At 58.4% G+C, this 18,203-nt stretch carries 13 protein-coding genes; 9 read left to right on the top strand and 4 right to left on the bottom strand.

The features are described from left to right. Positions 1-31 precede the first annotated feature (31 nt). The 6 genes from OKQ63_RS07950 (at position 32) to OKQ63_RS07930 (ending at position 4,889) form a co-directional block, all read left to right on the top strand. On the top strand, positions 32-355 hold the full coding sequence (locus OKQ63_RS07950; RefSeq protein WP_222507919.1) for a hypothetical protein: 324 nt from the start codon (positions 32-34) through the stop codon (positions 353-355). Positions 356-724: 369 nt separating this feature from the next. Further along, complete coding sequence (locus OKQ63_RS07945; RefSeq protein ID WP_222507920.1) at positions 725-1,597, top strand: DUF7146 domain-containing protein; 873 nt, start codon at positions 725-727, stop codon at positions 1,595-1,597. Continuing rightward, on the top strand, positions 1,525-2,007 hold the full coding sequence (locus tag OKQ63_RS26105) for a helix-turn-helix domain-containing protein (protein WP_350356301.1): 483 nt from the start codon (positions 1,525-1,527) through the stop codon (positions 2,005-2,007). Before OKQ63_RS07945 ends, OKQ63_RS26105 begins: the two co-directional genes overlap by 73 nt. Positions 2,008-2,740: 733 nt before the next feature. After that, positions 2,741-3,184, top strand: a complete 444-nt coding sequence (locus OKQ63_RS07940; RefSeq protein WP_222507922.1) for a DUF2924 domain-containing protein — start codon at positions 2,741-2,743, stop codon at positions 3,182-3,184. Then, positions 3,181-4,491 (top strand): recombinase family protein, encoded by a 1,311-nt coding sequence (locus OKQ63_RS07935; protein WP_222507923.1) that lies wholly within the window; start codon positions 3,181-3,183, stop codon positions 4,489-4,491. The genes OKQ63_RS07940 and OKQ63_RS07935 overlap by 4 nt, the downstream gene beginning before the upstream one ends. After that, positions 4,488-4,889 carry a hypothetical protein gene (locus tag OKQ63_RS07930; RefSeq protein ID WP_222507924.1) on the top strand — a complete coding sequence of 134 codons (402 nt, stop codon included), beginning with the start codon at positions 4,488-4,490 and terminating at the stop codon, positions 4,887-4,889. The genes OKQ63_RS07935 and OKQ63_RS07930 overlap by 4 nt, the downstream gene beginning before the upstream one ends. Before the next feature lie 132 nt (positions 4,890-5,021). On the opposite strand, the gene OKQ63_RS07925 is transcribed toward OKQ63_RS07930, so the two are convergent. Then, complete coding sequence (locus OKQ63_RS07925) at positions 5,022-6,569, bottom strand: hypothetical protein (protein WP_264213397.1); 1,548 nt, start codon at positions 6,567-6,569, stop codon at positions 5,022-5,024. Positions 6,570-6,720: 151 nt separating this feature from the next. On the opposite strand from OKQ63_RS07925, the gene OKQ63_RS07920 reads away from it, so the two are divergent. The 3 genes from OKQ63_RS07920 (at position 6,721) to OKQ63_RS07910 (ending at position 10,486) form a co-directional block, all read left to right on the top strand. Beyond that, the gene (locus tag OKQ63_RS07920) at positions 6,721-8,982 is read left to right on the top strand and encodes an AAA family ATPase (RefSeq protein ID WP_264213396.1); all 2,262 of its coding nucleotides are present in this window, start codon (positions 6,721-6,723) and stop codon (positions 8,980-8,982) included. Continuing rightward, positions 8,979-9,953, top strand: a complete 975-nt coding sequence (locus OKQ63_RS07915) for an HNH endonuclease family protein (protein ID WP_222507927.1) — start codon at positions 8,979-8,981, stop codon at positions 9,951-9,953. The genes OKQ63_RS07920 and OKQ63_RS07915 overlap by 4 nt, the downstream gene beginning before the upstream one ends. A gap of 110 nt (positions 9,954-10,063) precedes the next feature. Then, positions 10,064-10,486 carry an EamA family transporter gene (locus OKQ63_RS07910; RefSeq protein WP_222507928.1) on the top strand — a complete coding sequence of 141 codons (423 nt, stop codon included), beginning with the start codon at positions 10,064-10,066 and terminating at the stop codon, positions 10,484-10,486. Between the two features lie 35 nt (positions 10,487-10,521). Here OKQ63_RS07910 and OKQ63_RS07905 read toward each other — a convergent pair whose 3' ends face one another. The 3 genes from OKQ63_RS07905 to OKQ63_RS07895 form a co-directional block, all read right to left on the bottom strand. Next, positions 10,522-10,914 carry a hypothetical protein gene (locus tag OKQ63_RS07905; protein ID WP_264213395.1) on the bottom strand — a complete coding sequence of 131 codons (393 nt, stop codon included), beginning with the start codon at positions 10,912-10,914 and terminating at the stop codon, positions 10,522-10,524. 195 nt (positions 10,915-11,109) lie between these two features. Next, positions 11,110-14,103 (bottom strand): RelA/SpoT domain-containing protein, encoded by a 2,994-nt coding sequence (locus tag OKQ63_RS07900; RefSeq protein WP_264213394.1) that lies wholly within the window; start codon positions 14,101-14,103, stop codon positions 11,110-11,112. A 1,377-nt stretch (positions 14,104-15,480) separates the two neighbouring features. Then, a complete protein-coding gene (locus tag OKQ63_RS07895) occupies positions 15,481-18,120 on the bottom strand; it encodes an RNA-binding domain-containing protein (protein ID WP_264213393.1) in 2,640 nt (879 codons plus the stop codon). Positions 18,121-18,203 lie beyond the last annotated feature (83 nt).

Here is an 18,203-nt window from a genome sequence, read left to right as displayed (position 1 = left end):
CGCCGATCAGTCGCTCTTTACGGAGACCGACATGATCACCTGTCAATGGAAATTGAGCTGGCCAAAGCTGCTCACCACCAGCGGCACCAAAAGCGCGCAGACCGCAGGAGAACGCCTGTTTGCTGTCTTGCTAATCGTCGCTTTCCCCTGCTCAGGAATCAAAGCCTCTGGCACACCCGGCACGGTTCACGAGGACTGCGCCGGTAGGTCGCCGGTGAAGAAGAAGCGGCAAGAAGATCTGAATAGCCCCCATAGAATCGCCCAGCGCAATGCACCAAACCAGTGTCAAGGCGTGCTTAGGCATTGGAATTTCATATACGACCCGAACAAAAAGAACACTCTGTGTTTCGTCTAACGGCAACCCTTCCCTTCTTGAAGCCACGAACAACAGGCAGAACAACTAAGATTATATTTCAAAACCTTAGGAACTTCAGGCGTTACAGCACTTATTCCGCGCCTAAGCCCGCCTACGTCCCCTCGAAGGACACATGCCAAGTTTCTCCTGCGTCAAAACACAGGAGCAAACCATGCATGCAAGCCTTCAACTGCGAACCGACCACTTGGTTCCAATCGCCAATACGGTACGCCTAAGAAGCAACGCTCGTCGCAGGATAGAAGACACAGGCCGAAGACAGGAGTGTCGCAGCCCGGGTTACCGGACCTCAGCCAGAAAAGTATTTCGGACCATAGTCGCCCTCAACCGATCATCTTTCGAGGTGCGCTCATGAGAACCGCGCAAGACATCACAAAGGCGCTGGGCGGGAAATGGTACGGTCGTTACGGCACTGCCCCTTGCCCTGTTTGCCAGCAGGATGCCGACAAGTCTCACAACGCGCTTACGATAAGCGACGGCGACTATCGTCTCCTGATGCATTGCAAGAAGTCCAATTGCGCCTTCAAGGATTTGGCGGTTGCCTGCGGGCTCGATTGGCAACGTTCAAAACCCGCATCGGCACAGTCTAATGCGTCACGCCGCCTCCCGAAACCCACTTACGATCGTTATGCAAAGAAGGCTTGGCACGAAGGCTGCTCGATTACCGGCACGCCCGCAGAAACCTACCTCCGCGTGGCTCGCGGCCTGAAAGGACCTTATCCGGACAGCTTGCGATTTCATCCCTCTCTTTGGCTTGGCCCCCTGCGTCGCAATCTGCCCGCCATGATCGCACGTATCGACGGGGGCTCGGGCTTCTCTATCAACCGGACATTCCTCCGCCCTGACGGTCATGGGAAAGCAGATATTGGCAAAGGCTTGCAAAAAGCGCGCCTGGGAACCACCGAAGGGGGACACGTCAGACTCTCGGACGGTGGAGGCACCCTGGTCGTTGCCGAGGGCATTGAGTCAGCCATGTCGTATCTTCAGTTCTGCAGGCCGCCCGCAGCGATGACGTGGGCCTCACTAGGCACAGCGGCAATGAGCAGCCTGAACCTCCCGCCCGAACCTAAGACGCTTATCATAGCAGCCGACGGAGACCGGGAAGGACACGCCGCCGCCCTCACACTGGAAGCGCGTGCAGCAGACCTCGGATGGGAGGTGGAGATCGACGCCGCGCCCTCCGGTCTGGATTGGAACGACGTGCTCCTGCGAACGCAGACCTGAGAGTGCTTTCGCCTCATCCCCCCTCACCTGTCTCTCCCCTTCCACTGAAAAGGAGACCAAATATGTCTTACTCGGCAATGCAATGGGCATTCGAGCAAACCGATCTCAACACGACGACAAAGCTCATTCTGATCGGCCTAGCCTATCACAGAAACGACAAGGACTACCGATGCTACCCCAGCCAGTCCCTTCTGGCCAAGGAGGTGGGCGTTTCGGTTTCCACGATCAACAAAGGGTTGCACGCGCTAGAACAGCGAGAGCTCATATCCCGTATGCGGCACTGTCACCCCGGCCACGGAGGAAGCATTTCGTCGTCTTACACCTTCCCGGCTTTAGACGGACCCCATGCAGCTGAGCGGCACACCCCCTATCAACGGCGCCTAACCGCCCTGCGCCCCATCAACCAATAAACAGGGGAGGAAACAGGGAAATGAACAAGACCGTAAAAAGAAGCGCCGCGAAAGAAGAAGGTGCGCTCCGAAAAAAAGCTGATGCGCCTGGATCTGCGAACACTTCCGAAAAGGACTGCGCGGACTGCCAATCTGCGATTGCGCCTTCCTCTTTCACGGAAAAATGCGCCTCAAGCATGGGGGCCGGAGATGGCACCCAGAGCGCAGTGCCTCACAGCCCGCCTTTTGGGTCCTTCCGTGGCACTTCCCTATGCGGGGGGCGAAAGCGCGCGAACTCGCTAGTTCCAGCGATTTTTTTTGGGTGCGCACCCGGGTTCGCAGGTGCGCACACACTCTGGTGCGCACCTATGCAAAACGATCTCGGGTATCAAACCCGCCGAGCGGTTGGTCCACTCACTTCCATTTTGCGGCACCGCATATCCCGCCGGTCCGTCGCAGATTTCGCGACCTCAATCCAGCAGCTCTCGAAGCGGCTCCGATTGGAACGGACTGTCCGCCTCTTCTCCCCTGTGCGGAGCATCGACCGATGAAGCGTCCTAACCCTATCTCTCCTGGCCACCTCGCACCTCACGAGCGTTTGCATGAGCTCTGCCGCTTGCTGGCGCTGGGCGTCCTGCGGCTCCGCCTGCGCAATAGCGACCAATATGAGACACGCAACGGGAAGAGAGATCGTTCGACTACACAAAGCCTCGCCGACGAGCAGCACTGGCATGGCTAGACTGGAGAACCGAAAATGACCGACACAATCCCTGCGCGTCTCGCCGCGCTGAAGACAACCCCGACGCCGGAATTGAAGGCGCAGTGGCGCACCCTGTTTGACAGCGAACCGCCAGCATTTAATCGCCGCTATCTCGAGAGCCGGTTGGCCTACCGCATCCAGGAGCTGGCCTATGGAGGCCTCAAGTCCCAGACCATCCGTCGGCTGGAGCGGATCGGTAATGACCTCGACGGCGGTGACCGCAAGAAGAGCCGCGTCCGCGCGAACCTCAAACCCATCGTCGGCACGCGGCTTGTGCGCGAATGGCAGGGTGTCGAGCACGTTGTCACGGTCACCACCGACGGGTTTGAATGGCAGGGCAGACCCTACAAGTCCCTCTCCGCCATCGCCCGCGGCATCGCCGGCACTCGATGGAACGGCTGGGTGTTCTTTGGCCTCAAGAGCCGGAGGAGCGCATGATCGAGCCTTCTCCGCGAAAACTTCGTTGCGCGATCTACACCCGGAAGTCCTCCGAAGAAGGGCTAGAACAGGAGTTCAACTCCCTCCACGCACAGCGCGAAGCCTGCGAGGCTTACATCGCCAGTCAACGCTCCGAGGGCTGGGTCCTTCTTCGTGACCACTACGACGATGGAGGTATCTCCGGGGGCACCTTAGATCGCCCTGCCCTGCACCGCCTTCTGCAGGACATCGAGGACGGGCTGATCGATGTCGTGGTCGTCTACAAGATTGACCGCCTTAGCCGTGCACTCACGGACTTCACCAAGCTGGTAGAGGTCTTCGATCGGACCGGAGTGACCTTTGTCAGCGTGACGCAGTCCTTCAACACCACGACATCCATGGGACGGCTGACATTAAATATCCTGCTCAGCTTCGCACAGTTTGAACGTGAGGTCACCGCCGAACGCATTCGAGACAAATTCGCCGCCAGCCGAAAAAAAGGCATCTGGATGGGGGGCATGACGCCCTACGGCTATCGCGTTGAGAACCGCAAGCTTGTTCCAGACGGCGAGCATGTCGAACACGTCCGCTGGATCTTCGAACGGTTCATAGAGATCGGCTCGGGAACAGAGCTGGCCCGCGAAGTTTGTAAGCGTGGCATTCGCACGCCAAAGGGCAACCGGATCGACAAGAAATTCATCTATCGCTTGCTGAACAACCGCACCTATATCGGCGAAGTTGCCTACAAAGGGAACGTTTATCCCGGCGAGCATGACGCGATCATCGATCGTACGACCTGGGACAAGGTCCATGCGATCCTTCAGGAAAGCCCGAGAAAGCGTGCGGCCCGAACCCGTGCCGAGACCCCCGCACCGCTGAAGGGACTGTTGTATGGCCCTGACGGCGCCGCATTCTCGCCGTCCCATACGCGGAAAGGCGCAAGGCTCTACCGATACTACGTGAGCCAAACCGTTCTGAAGCATGGCGCCGGCACGTGTCCCATAGGTCGTGTCCCCGCGGGAGAGATCGAGGCCGCGGTCATCGAGCACCTTCGCAAGGTGTTCCGCCAACCCGAGATCATCGCGGGGACTTGGAAAGCTGCAAAGACGCGGGATGGGGCCGTATCCGAGGCCGAGGCTCGTACGGCACTCCAGCAGCTCGATCCACTTTGGGATGAGCTCTTCCCGACCGAGCAGGCCCGTATCCTGGCGCTGTTGGTCGAGCGGATAGACATTGGCCCGGAGGGCCTGAACATCCGTCTCCGGATCAACGGGCTAACCTGTCTCGCCCGCGAGATGTTGTCTGGCGACAACGGAGTAGCGGCATGAGCCAACTCCGCGCCTCCCCCGAAACCCTGACCGTCCATGTGCCATTCCGATTGAAAAAGCGCGGCGGGCGAAAGGAAATACAACTCCCAGCGGATGCACCGCCGCAACCGGCGACCGACAACGCACTCATAAAGGCGCTGGGCAGAGCGTTTCGGTGGAAACGGATGTTGGACACTGGCGACTTCACAACCATCAATGAACTCGCCCGTCACGAGAACATCGCCCCCTCCTACATGACGCGCGTACTCCGCCTCACTCTGCTGGCCCCTGACATCGTCGAGGCCATCCTGGACGGCCGACAGGGCCCAGAGGCCACTTTGGCGCGGCTAATGCAACCATTCCCCCTGGAGTGGTGCGAGCAGGCGGACCACTTCAGTCAGTTGGGTGCGACGCTTTGAGAACATTCCACCCTACTGTCGCTCCTGTTCGTGCCCTCACTCTTCGGCGTGATCGAGGCGCTGCGACATCGCTACGGATGCGGAACGCAGTCCACGTCCAAGCCAGGAGGCGCGGCTTGTTGGCGTGCTCCGTCACTTGCGGCCGAGGCCCAGCGCATACCGCAGTTCCCTGATGTGATGCGCCGGTTCCAGTTTGCCGGTCTTCTTGTCGGTTTCGCGTCTAATGTCCGTGCCGCCTTTCATTTTCCAATAGGAATTGTGGGTCATTACGCGGCGGCGGTGGTTCGGGTCGCGCGCTCCAGTCTCCGGCACCAGTTGCGGCATCACAGCGATGTCGCGGATGCCGCAAAAATGCCCCTCGCCCTTGCCGATCCCGAATACCGATCCCAGCGGGCCGGAGATTAGGTCACCGGTCACCACGGCCTTGTGCGGCGAATAGATATTGGTCCAGCGAGTGTAGCCGAAGACCGCGGCATGATGCGGCCAGCGCGGCATCTTGACCTCGCTGGAAAGGTCGTCCTTTTCCTCGTCGGTCAGCTTGCCGATGCCGGCGATGGCGCCACGGCGGAAGGTGAAATGACACAGTTTGGTTTCGCCGTCATATTCGAGCGTTGGCGGGCAGGTCGCCAGCAGGCGTTCCTTCTTCCGGGCGTCGAGGTCTTCGCGGCTTTCGGCAAGCAGGAATTCAGCGTGGGTCAGCGGCGAGCCGAGGGTCACGAAATCGGTGACCTGCCAGGTGGCGCCAAGCTGGTTCAGCTCCTCTCGGGCGGCGTCCTGTAGCTGCTGGTAGCGCTCTGGTGTCAGCTTTTCGGGGAGTTCGCCAAGTGACGAGAGACCCAGTCGGTGGCGGACGGCATCTTCGAGCGCGGCGCGGGCCGGCTGCCTTGTATCTGCGTCTAACTCCTTGCGCAGTCCACGGCAGTTATAGGCGAAGCAGACTGACAGGATGTCATAGGCCACGATCGTGCCCAGCGAATGGGCCACAACGATGATCCGGTCGAAATGCGGCTCTTCGGGATGGGTCGTGTCCCGCTGGGCGATCAGCGCATTCAGGAAATCCACGCCCGTGCGGCGGATTTCCTCGCGCCGGGCGATGTTGGGCGGGTCGGCCTTGGTGTAGCGGACCACGTCGCCGAAGCGCGCGACCATGACGTTGGCCACCACCCAAGCGGTGGCCGCGCTGACCCCGGCCATCAGCAGCGACCATGCCGGCGCGACGGTTGCGTCCGGCGCCTTAGGCCAGGCCGCCCAGATTGCCAACCCAGCGATGACCAGCGTGATGATCCATAGTACGATCCATGCCGTGCGCACGTTGCGGGGCACACGGGTGAACGGGTTGCGAAACAGCAGGCCGAATATCCAGTCGCGGACCTGTTCCCAGGTGGTGCCGTGGACCAGATGCGCCCAGTAGAATTCGAAGAAGTCGGTGTAGTAGCCGTTGTTGCCCTTCTCGGTGGTGATCCGGCGGGTTTCGTACAGACCGGTGCGGTCGTCCGGACGGGTCCATGTCGGGTTCGTCGAGCGTTTCTCATCGTCGCCCTGAACCGGACGGTCCCTGTCGATGACATTCGGGTTCTCGCGCCAGACGGAGTCCACGAAGCCGCGCACGGTCTCCATCGGGACCTGTTCGCCCATGCCGTGCATGATTACCACGGCCTGCCGCAACTGTTTCTTGGTCATCGTCACCGCCCCGCTGAAATACAATCCTGAAATCCATTAGCAGAGTGAACTGCTGCGGCGATCCCGTCAAAAGCGAAGCCGATTTTGTGCTTTTACTTGCGAAAACCCCCTTCAATAGGGTCAATTCAAGCAAATCCCGTTTGGATAGCCCATGATTCTCGTGAACCGAAGCCGCGCGCCGAATCCGCTTGATCCGTCGACCAAGCTTGGCGAAGCCGCCATAGCCGAGATTGACCGGATCAGGCAGGAGCTGGAGAGCGGCGAGGCGCGGCAGCGCAGGCTGGTGTTTAAGGTCTACAGGGACAAACGGGTCCGGGAAGCCCTGGAAGAGTTGTTTCATGGCAAATGCGCCTATTGCGAAACCTCGATTTCTGCTAATCAGCCGATCGAGATCGACCAGTTCAGGCCCAAAGGCGGCGTGACCGAGGCGCCCAATCATCCGGGCTACTGGTGGCTGGCTAATAGCTGGGACAACCTGCTGGCGGCCTGCATCGACTGCAACCGGCAGCGCAACCACTTGTCGAAGATGGAGCCCTCGGTCCAGACCAGCGGCAAGGGCAACCGGTTCCCGCTTGTCGACGAGGCGCAGCGTGCCTGCAGCCCGTCAGACGATATCGGACGGGAACAGCCGCTGCTGCTGAACCCGACCATGGACGAACCTTCCAATCACCTTGTCTTCGATGCCGATGGCATGGTGCACAGCGACACCGAGCGAGGCAATGCCACGATTGCCGTGCTGGGGCTGAACCGTGTCGGTCTGGTTCAGGCGCGTCAGCGAGTGATGACCACGTTCAAAGCTTTGGCAGAGCCGTTTATGGCGGGACGGGATACCTCGGACGAGAACCTGGACCGGCTGATGAAGATGGCCGAGGACGATGCGCCTTATGCCGGCATGATCCGCCAAGCGTTGTCGCGGGAAGAGGAAATGCGCGCTCTGCTGGATTCGCTTGAGGCCGTCGCGCCCGCCAGAAAACCGGGCAAGGTCACCAAGTCGCGGCTGAAACGGGCGAAAGCGGAGTCGAAGAGCTACACCAGCCGGATGTCGGACTATTCGCTGGACACCCAAGAGGGCCGGCAGAAGTTCAAGTCGCAGCAACGTTTCATCGAACGGATGACGATCCACAATATCCGGGCGATCCGCGATCTGGAGATCGATTTCGGCCAGCAGTCGCACGGACCGACTCCCTGGCTGATGCTTCTGGGCGAGAACGGCACCGGCAAGAGTACCGTTTTGCAGGCCATCGCGCTGGTGGTGTCGGGCCACGACCAGGTGCACAACCTGCTGAAAAGCGGGCGGCTTGATCCGGCAACGCTGGTGCGCTACCGCTGCCAGTCGGGCCGGGTCACGGTCAAGCTGAGCGGATTTCCCAAGCCCCATGAACTGATCGTCTATCGCGACCGGCTGGAATTCCACAGCCCGCACGGACAGGTCATGACCCTGACGGCTGACGGTTCGGCCTCAGGCGAAGGCTGGGAGGCGCAAACGCTGGTCCTGGGCTACGGCGCGACGTGTCTGCTGCCGCGAAAGGAGAGGTCCGAGACGGGGGAGAAGTTTTCGCGGGTCGAGAACCTGTTCGACGCCTTTGTCCCACTGATCGACGCGCAGACATGGCTGATGGGGCTGGACGGCAAGACCTTTGACGAAACCGCAATTGTGCTGAAGGATCTGCTGGCGCTCGATGAGGCGTCGGAGCTGATCCGCGACCAGGGGCAAGTCTGGGTGCGTGATGGCAACAGCAAGACCGCGCTGAAGGACCTGAGCGACGGTTACCAGACCATCGTGGCGGTCACCGTCGATCTGCTGGAGGTATTGTCGCGGATCTGGCCCAACCTGACAGAGGCGGAAGGCGTCGTTCTGATCGACGAGATCGACGCCCACCTGCACCCGACCTGGCAGATGGAGATCGTCGGCAGCCTGCGCAAGGCCCTGCCCGGCGTGCAATACATCACCACCACGCATCAGCCGCTCTGCCTGCGCGGTCTGACCAGGGGCGAAGTGGTGGTCATGCAGCGCGGTGAAGACGGGCTAGTCGAGCCGCTGACCGACCTGCCCTCGCCGGAGGATTTCCGCGTCGACCAGCTGCTGACCTCGGATTTTTTCGGGCTGCGCTCGACCGTGGACCCCGAGGTCGAGGCGCTGTTCGACACCTATTACGCGCTGCTCGCGCTCGACACGCGCACGCCAGAACAGGAGGCCGAACTGGCCCGGTTGCAGGACGAACTAAAAGACCGCCGCTACCTGGGCAATACCCAGCGCGAGACCCTGTTCTACGAGGCTATCGACGCGATGCTGGCCAAACGGAAAACTGGCGAAAGGCGATCCCCGGAAAACCTGCGCAGCGAGGCGGTCGAACAGGTCAGCAGCATGTGGAAGCAGGTCCTGGCCGAGGAGGAGGGCGGGAAACCGTTATGATCAAGGTGCCGCGCGATCCGACACTGCCCGATCTGCCGGTCTACACCCGGCAGAATTCAAAGGCGCTGGATGGCACCAAGATCACCAAATACGACCAGGAAAAGGAAAAGGCGATTGCCTTCTTCACCGACCCGGCCAACTACGAAAATGACGAGAAGAAGACCAAGAAGTCGTTCAAGTTCGTGGTCTACAAGAACGACGGGCTGGTGGCGCTTCTGGAAAAGACCTTTGGCAAGAAGTGCGCCTACTGCGAAAGCAATTTCGCCGCGGTTACGCCGAGCGACATCGAACATTTCCGCCCGAAATCGGCAATCAAGATCGACGCCGGAGAGCTGAAACCCGGCTATTTCTGGTTGGCCGGAGACTGGACGAACTTGTTGATTTCCTGCCCCGATTGCAACCGGTCGCGCACCCATGAGGTGCCGGGGCAAAGCGCCGGGGTTGTGCTGGGCAAGGCCACGCAATTTCCGCTGGCGGACGAGGCCACGCGGGTACGCGCCCCCGCGGATTCACTCGCCGCAGAGGAGGCTGTGCGGCTGTTGATTGACCCCTGCGTCGAAGATCCCGAGGATCACCTGGAATTCGACCTGGACGGCAATGTCCGGGCGCGGATCAGGAACGGCGTGCCGAGCGACAAGGGCGCGGTGTCAATCGATGTCTACGCGCTGCGCCGCAAGGCGCTGGTAGAGGCGCGGAAGGCGGCGCTGCTCGATCTGGAGTTCTCGATAGAAGAACTGACCGACCTGGTGATCCAGAACAACCGGATGCACGAAGATGGCGTTGCCCCCGATATGATCGAGCGCAACAAGACCCAGATTGCTCGATGCATGAAGCGGCTGGCGGGCCTGTTCGATGACAATGCGGAGTACCTGGCGGCGAAGCATGATTGGCTGCGCGCACGGAACGAGGCCGGGGCATTTGCCCTGCTCGGCGATTTCGGGATCGACCCGATGGACCTGATCGCCGCCTGAGGCCCGCGTTTCAAGGTGGCCAGTCAGGCAAATGCGCCTGTCAATACGCGGTGCAGGCAGCTCCACCGGGCCACCGGAACTCTGAAAGGGACCAAGACCAAAACGATTGCGTGAAGCTGGTAGTTTTGGCGCATCTCGCGGTGGCCTTTGCCCCCCTCATCACCTTCCTGCTGAAGCTAGGGGTCGAGGACATCAATTCCGATTTTGACGCCCTGATCCAGACCGCGGTGGTTCTGGTGGCCCTTTCCGTTCTCGTTGGCGCGACCGGCAAGTTCCAAAGCCTCAGATCCGTCGGGCCGGGGACGTGGGTGTTCCTCATCCTGTCCGAGCTAGCGACGAGCGTGTCGTGGCTGTGCCATTCCCGCGCAATGCATTTGGGCGAGGCGTCGCGGGTCGCGCCGGCGGACAACCTGAGCGTGGTCTTCGGGGCGCCGATCGCGGCGGTGTTGCTGGGCGAGCGGCTGTCGGCCATGGGTTGGTTGGGCGCGGGGCTGATCGCGGCCAGTGCGGTGCTGGTTGCGGCAGCGCCATGAACGGCCCGCATCTGATCGTAGCAGGCCGCTTCAGATCAGCCCCCGTGGCGACAAAGTTCATATGCCGTGACGATATCGGCAGCGGCGGTGACTTTTTTCATCACCGACCAACAAGAACCACTGGGGTGATTTGGTGAGCGCGGTGCGCAACAAATAGCATCAAACCCCAGTAGGCTCTTGCCGTTACCGTCTTCGAAGCGCTTGATGACGTGTCCCGTTTTGAAGTCCGCAGCGCTGCCTTCCTGCCAAATGGCCGTTTGCCGAACTGGAACGGCCATCTGACAATTTTGCTTAGATGTCTCCATTGAGCGCGGACTTGCCCTCGCGGGGGTCGCGCCTGGTCTGCGAGTACATTCGACCGGTGCCAGCCCTAAGCGGTCGCAGACAACTGGTGCCACACCGACGATGCTGCTGGTGCGAAATTTCATGGTCAATTTCCCGGAAGCGGACGCTCGGCAGGGCCGAGCTGCTTCACGGGATGCTGCGGGTTGCACCGGGGGCAGCGGAGCTGCAGATAGCGACATTTGCAAAGTTGAGCGCACCGGCCGGAGCGGACATTCGCGGAGCAACTAACCGAAGGCGTGACGGCCAAAGTTTTGGCTGAATTGTCCACTGTCGCCTTTCTACTTCTCAAAAGCGATATTCCGCAGTGCAACCGAGCGGTCAGCGCGGCGGCGTTCCATGGCAAGCTGGTTGTTCGCGGAATTGATGAACCTCGCGGCAAAAGCTCGTACCGCCTCATTCTCGTCTGTCTCCCATTCGGCGACCAATGCCTTGCGCGCCTCCTGCGCTTCGACGCTGCCATATTCGCCTACGAGTACGCCGCTCGAATCGATGACGATATGGACGATCCCTAGCAACTCGTCTTCGGCCGTCAGGGAACCGACGATCTTCCGCAGCAGCGGGTGCAGAAACTTCTCACCCTCATATGCCCGCAGAACCGACAGCACGAATTGGATGCCTTCTCGGCTTTCTTCGATCTGACTGTTAAGCAGCGAGGAAATCGGATTTTCGAGATTTGGGAACAGCTGTGCAATCAGGCGGCCGCCACGAAACTCAGAAAAACTGGGGTCGGCATCGAACCAACTCCGAGCTGCAGCAACAACTTGGGTCGGCACAGCGGCAAGCGGCGCTCGCAGATAGTGGAGTGTATGCGGCAGGTCAACGTACCTGAGATCACCGTTGTCCCGCTCATGCAAGAAGCGCCGGCCAATGAGATCGATCACGGCTTGGACGTGCTCGTGCGCCACAACAGCCAGCAGCGCTTCGCCACCGGTGGTGAGTCGGGGCAATTCAACTAGGAGGTCGAGTAGAGGCTCGACCTGTTCCGATGATAATCCCTTGAGCAACCCCAGCTGATCCCAATTGAGCATGTCGTCAACCCAAGCGAACGACCTACGGGCCGACAGCGACTGAACCGCCGGGAGGAAAATAGTGTCGAACAGTCCGTCCGGACGCTTGGTGGACTGCCGCGCGGCGGCCACCACGACGTTGTGGAGGATCTGATCGTCTTCTGCCGCCAGACCTTTGGCTGTGATGGTCGCGAGCAGGTCCAACCGGAACGCCTCGGCGAATTGGAAATACCAGGCGATCGACGAGAGATGCTTGTCCTCCGCGACCCAGGTCTCGATCAGCGGATCGACCGCCGCGCCATGACCCGCGTCCGACAGACCATGTAGCATGCCAGGCAGCCAGTTGGCGAGGCGGTTGCTCAGTCGCGGCATCCAGTTGAGCATGATGTCAGGCTGAGCTGCGGCGAGCTTTTTTATGAATTCCTGAAAGCCCAAGAACGCCGCCCCATCCTCGTTACGGGTTTCGACAAACCGCTCGAGTCGCGCGAGCCAGTCACCGGCGCTTGCCGCATCGAAGCTCGCCACCAAGGCGTCGATCCCGGCGGAGCGCTCTTTTGCCGCCGCTTTATAATCGAACCCGGGCTTTGCCCACATGATCGGAGTCACGCTGTCGTGCCCGACGAGCAACCGGTAGCGGACGAAGTCGGGATCGCATTCGATCACTGCGCGGCACTCGGTAATCGCGTCAACCAACCGGCCCTGAGCGGCAACGAGTTCGGGCTTGTCTGCCATCCCCGGCGGAAGGGCGTGATACGCGTAGAATTTACGGTGCAGGTCGACCTCGAGTTGTCGCCTCGCTTCGAGGCCTAGGTCGGGCACCACAGCGGTGAAAAAGTCGATGACTTGCGCGAGATCGTCCATGATGACTTCGCCCAACAGGTCAGTATAGCCGACGTTGCTCGGCGTATCGCCTGCCGCGAGCATGGCGCGGCGGACATCCTTAAGCGCGTCATACTCGCTGAGCAGGGCATGCAAGCGTTCGAGCTGGTGCAGTGCGTCACGCCGCATCGCCTTTAAGTCTTCGGTCACCGTGACCGACCCTCTATGCCACGTAATCGATTCAGCCTGCCAGTTCGTCCCAGTCACCGTGCTCGACAGAGCCTCACGCAACACGATGGTAGCGCTCGGCGCCGCTGCGACGAGCGCTGCATCCTCAAGGCCTGTGATGCGGTCGACCAGCAGTCGCTGGAACCCCGGTCCGACCTCCTGCCAAGCGCGCCGGTCGTGCTGCGCGAAACGCCGGGTGAGATCGTCTATAGGCTTGCGCTCCTCCTCGGCCACCGCCGCCTGGCGCATCGCGATCAGCGCATCGAACATCTGCTCAGGGCTCGCATAAAGGAGATAGCCGCTCTCGAGAATGCGGCAAATCTTGGCGATCACCGAGTCGCTCTTCGTCCCGGGGTATTCGCCGAAATAGCTCTGGTGCGGTACGTCGGGCATCGCAGGTGCACGGATCACGGCATCCGACAGCGTGTCGATTATCTCGGGAGCGGCTGCGATATAGTCGTCATAGTTGGGCAGCACATAGTTCGAGAAATTCTCGACGGCATCGTCGAGGCAATTGCGATCAGTGCAGGCGCGGATCACGCCAAGCGCGTCGCTGTCGAACATCGCCTTGCCGTCACGCAATTGCGCATAGTCACTCGCGATCTTATCGAATGCATATCCTGCCGGCTGAAGGAACTCCTGCATCGTTTTGCGCAGCCGCTTGCGCATCGCCTCGACCTTGGCGGCCCCGAACCCGACATCGGTCATCGGCTTATAGATTGTGTCGTGAGCCATCTCCGCCCAGGCATGATCGAGGATCGTCTGAACCTGGATCTCGCAGCGCAGCCCAGCGAACCTGCGATACTCGGGAAGCGCACAGCGAGCATCGCTTAGCGTAACCACCCAGTTTTCGGAGATGAAAAACTCGGCGCCGTCTTCCCTGCTGTCGGGGTAGTGGATTTTCGAGCGATCATAATCGACCATAAAATTCTCGCGCAGAATGCGGCTCTGGCCGAAGCGGTGTACATCGCCATTGGTGTAGAAGATGAGACGGCAGCCCGAGACGTCCTTGGCGACATCACTGATTGCCGCATCCACTGCCGCCTCGGCCTTGACGAGCTTAGCGCGCAGCGAGTCTACCGTCTTGGCGCGGTGCTGGATGTTTTGCAGTCGCAGGTCGTTGTGCTCGGCGACCGCTGCCTTGAGGATCGCCGCTACCGCCTCCGCGAAGTCAGCGTAGAGCGCGCGGCCGCCATTCTTATATTCGTCGATGTCCATGCGACGCTCCTGTCCTCTTGTGACGCGATGGCATGATGCCTACCGCAATGTTCGCCCCTATCTCTAGTTCAGAAACACAACTGCGCACCTGACCGGCATCTGCCAACTTTAAGCCGTCGCATCTCGCAGTCCACCCATCTGGCGGTGTACCTGACTCTGCATTTCTCGGGGCGAGGACGTCCTTGCTTAGAGGCTAAACACCGAACGCGAAGAGCTTGCCCATATCGTATCAGGCATTTCGACGGGGCTATTCGTGTCGGAGAGCTTGATACCCCCAGAGATCCGGAAGCGCCAGGCGGTCAGCAAACGGCCCAGGACTGGTCATTCGTTCAATCCGCTGTGAATGTCCGTTTTCCGCCCGACGTGTTGGAAGGCCATGTCCGGTTTGGGCTGGCTTGAGCCGATCACAACTGGCCTGGAGCAGGCTGGTGCTGGATTCTCGGTGCTGTGCCGCCGCATGGCGGCAGAGAGCCCTCTCCGGACTTTGGACGAAGTCTTGAACTTCGCTTCTGCAGCATGCCGTAATGCGCCGACAGCGGGCATTGCATATCTGATCTAATGGCTAGCTGTTTCAGAGCTTTGAACGTAAATTGTGCGAATGGAAAATGTGTTTAACATTGCCTTGGCTTCGGAAGCTTTCAAGAAGCCCTCAGACCCAGGCTACATATACTTGTTGAGGGACAGAGGCCGATACAAGGTTGGGCGAACTAAATCACCCGAGCACAGGCTTAGTGTTGCGAAAACCTGGATCCCTGATGTTGAGGTGATCGGTATGAAGCCCTTTTGGTTTCACAGCGAACTCGAGTCGTACATGCATGTTGGGCTAGCTACGTTTGCTTACAAAGGGGAGTGGTTCGACTTCGAGGGTGATGATTTCGAAGAAGTATTCATAGATGAGTTTAGGTTCTTTACGGACGACAACCCAATCCGAAACACTCGATCATTCGTTTACTTTGTGAACGGAACCGGTATGAGCGAGCTCACTCTAGAGTGGTCTCGTCAAGGGGTTTCAAAGCGTAGGTTCCTAAGAGAAACTTCGTTTTCACAGCTCTCACGGATAGGCCGTTTCGAGCCAATGTGCATGTAGAGCCCTCAGCTGGTCATTGTCCTTGGTGCGGCCCTTCTCTGGCGCAGCACGTCGGTGACAGCCCGAAGCGGTCAGTCTCACTGAGCAAGGCTGCTGCCGCACTCAGGCCGAAAGGGGCGGGTAGCCCCCGCAAAAATGGGGGGACAACCGGGCGTACGAGCACTTTCGGTAGCGAATGGCTACCACGTGCAGCATATGCCTGCAGGTCGCCCTTTCCTACGCCCTAATCTCCGAAAGCTTCAGCTGTTAGCTCGGTCGCCTGAATCCAAATTTTGCATGGGCACAAGCAATCAAGAAAAAGATGCGCCAACGAAACCGAGTTGCCTTTGGGCGCGCGCAATGGCAACCAAGTCTTCTGATGCATCCCTGCCGCTTGACTTCAGTAGTTCAGATACGCGATCAAGCTTTCTTATGTTGTTGGCAATGATTTCCCTCTCGGCTTCGTCCATAACAGCCTTTTTTCTGACCTCTTCAGACCAGACGGTTAGACCATCACAAATAGCCCGAACAGCCTCTTTAGTTTGAACCTTTCGATCGAATAGTTCAAATCCGAGATCAGCGATGCGCAAGTTGTCGCGCGGTCTTTCAATGGACAATCGACAGTACTTGATCGAAAGATCGGCCAATTGATTTTGGTCCCGCACCAGGCTGCTAAATAGATCTGGGTCCAAATAGCTGTTTTGAATTTTTTCAGATAGCTTGCGGGTTCCGTCTTGGGCGTGCTTGGACGCCTCCAGATAGCTCCCTCGCTGGTTTGCAAGATCAACTAGATTTCGAACGGCAGTTAAATATGCGTCTAGGCCCGGATCTCTTTTGTTCGATTTGAAACGCTTCTTCTCGGCGTACGTTTTCAATCCCTGCCAGTCGCCCACCCCTGTCTTGGCGGCCACAACATACTCAAAAAGCTCGCTGCGGGTACATGAGGTGTTCAACGCGTTGGTACAGGCGTCATCAGCCTCTGCATACTTGGACGGCTTCACGCTTAGGTATGTCCTGGCAAGCATACACCACGCGTCCCCATTTCTTGGGTTCCGCTGAACCAAATCTTTGGCAAACAGCAAAGCCTTTCCAGTCTCCCCCTCATCAAGACAGCGGATAATGCTCCGAATGGTCCTCCCAATTTCACGCGCTTGCTCACCTTCACTTTTGCGCATGATTGCGCATCGCCTCTCGATTTCGTTGGCTCTCTCGCCCAGCTTTCTTTTCAAAATTCCCGCTGATGCGACCAACTCTTTCGAGGTTGAAAAAATAAAGTCACCTTGCGCATTTTCCTTTTTCCCCAAAAGGTGAAACGACTGGAGTTCGTTTATGCAGTCAAACAGTGACCTTTTTGTTGCCTCGACAACCTCAAGCAACTCTTCCGACGTCACCTCGCCTAGCTTGACCACGGCAAACAATACTGCCGCACTCGCGTTGGTAAGACGATCCAGCTCTCTTTTGAATGCAAATTCTCTGACGTCCTCGCCATCATGGGAAGACCATCTTTCACAAATCTCTTTAGGTTTCTCGCCTAGGCTGGCCATCCTAACGATGGCACTCGCGAAGAGTGGTGAACCAGATGATGCCGAATATATTTGCCGTGAAAGGCGAGGTTTAAATTTCTCTAAATCGAACTGCTCGCATAGGTTGCGGATATGAAGGTTGAAGGCCTCTTCGTCCAGTCCAGATATTTTTACGACTGACGTTGGGGAGAGCCCCTGATCAAGGCGGGATGTGAGTAGAAATTTGCTGCCAGCATGCTCCCGATCGACGGTCCTAAATCCAACCTCCTGCAACACAGTCGCACATTTTCGTTGTTCGTCAGGTGAAAGACTGTCTAAGTCATCCACAACGATGAACGACGGACTGTAGGTTAGCGCGTCAACTAGTATGTCCGCGTACTCCTCTTCATCTGCGTCCTCGTCCACCGAACTTTGCCCCGCCAAAATCCAAATCAGCCTTTGAAGAAGCTCCTCAACGGTCGAGAAATCGTGGCGAGTTGTCTTAACCATCGCGCCGCGTAGCGCAGCGTAAGTTGTTCTCTTGGCAGATACCCAAGCAACATACTCGAACTCTCCGGCACCAGAAGAAGCTAGCTCCTCGCAGAACCGATAGGCTACTGAGGTCTTTCCTAGCCCACCAATGCCGGAAATCATCTTAACTGGGCTTCGACGATCAAGTAGCCAGGTTCGGAGAATCGATAGCTCTTTCTCTCTCCCTACGAACTTAACCATGTCTGGGTCTCTCGGAGGGAGATTAGATGGAATTGCGTCTCTTACGGGCGTAGATTTTTGCGCGGAAATAATTCTGTCCGAGAATAGAAACGCCCAATCTTCAGGAGAGTTCTCTGCAGGGCGGCACTCATCAAGTTTCCGTATATAGACCGAGCCTTTTTGATAAGAAGGTTTTTTATTAGGAGTGCTCGGGGCTTGTTTCGTAAATTTAACAGGTTCATCAACGCGACGTCTTCTCGGCACAAGAAGCAGGAGAATATTTATTCCCCCTATGCTCAAAGTATTCTGAAAGAGTTCTATATCTCTTCCTGTGTGCGACTTAATCCGCCTCGAGATGTCACCAAGGTCCAGAGTTTGGTTGCAACCTACGACTCTATCCTCGCCAGAATCCTCGACTCCGAAGACGATATAACCACCGAAGGAGTTGTGAAAAGAGACGACGTCTTTGATCAGCTCGTGCATCTCTAACTTGTGACACAGCCGAGCATCATCATCTGGCTTCTCATCAAGAGAGGGGGGCTTTCTCTTGAAGTCCCACAGCTCTGTTTCGAAAGAAAGCGGTTTCCCCTCCGGGAAAAGGTACGACCCAACAGCTTCGCTAATATCTGTATCTCTTACGAGCTGAAACAGGTTGTTCTTAATGGTCTCTGCTTGCAAGGTGCCGCCCTCTTTTTTGCGCCTGCATCCTGACGTACCTAGCTCCAGAAAGAATCTCAATCGATATCGCCTTAATGTTCCCTTGGGCTCACGAGCGGATATGTGTCGCGTTAGGTACGAATGTCCGCAGAGGGCCGGTCGGG

It is taken from the genome of Leisingera thetidis (genome assembly GCF_025857195.1).
In the GTDB taxonomy this organism is placed as follows: Bacteria; Pseudomonadota; Alphaproteobacteria; order Rhodobacterales; family Rhodobacteraceae; genus Leisingera; species Leisingera thetidis.
Note: the sequence above shows the minus strand (reverse complement) of the source record. Positions and strands in the feature narration are given on the sequence as shown.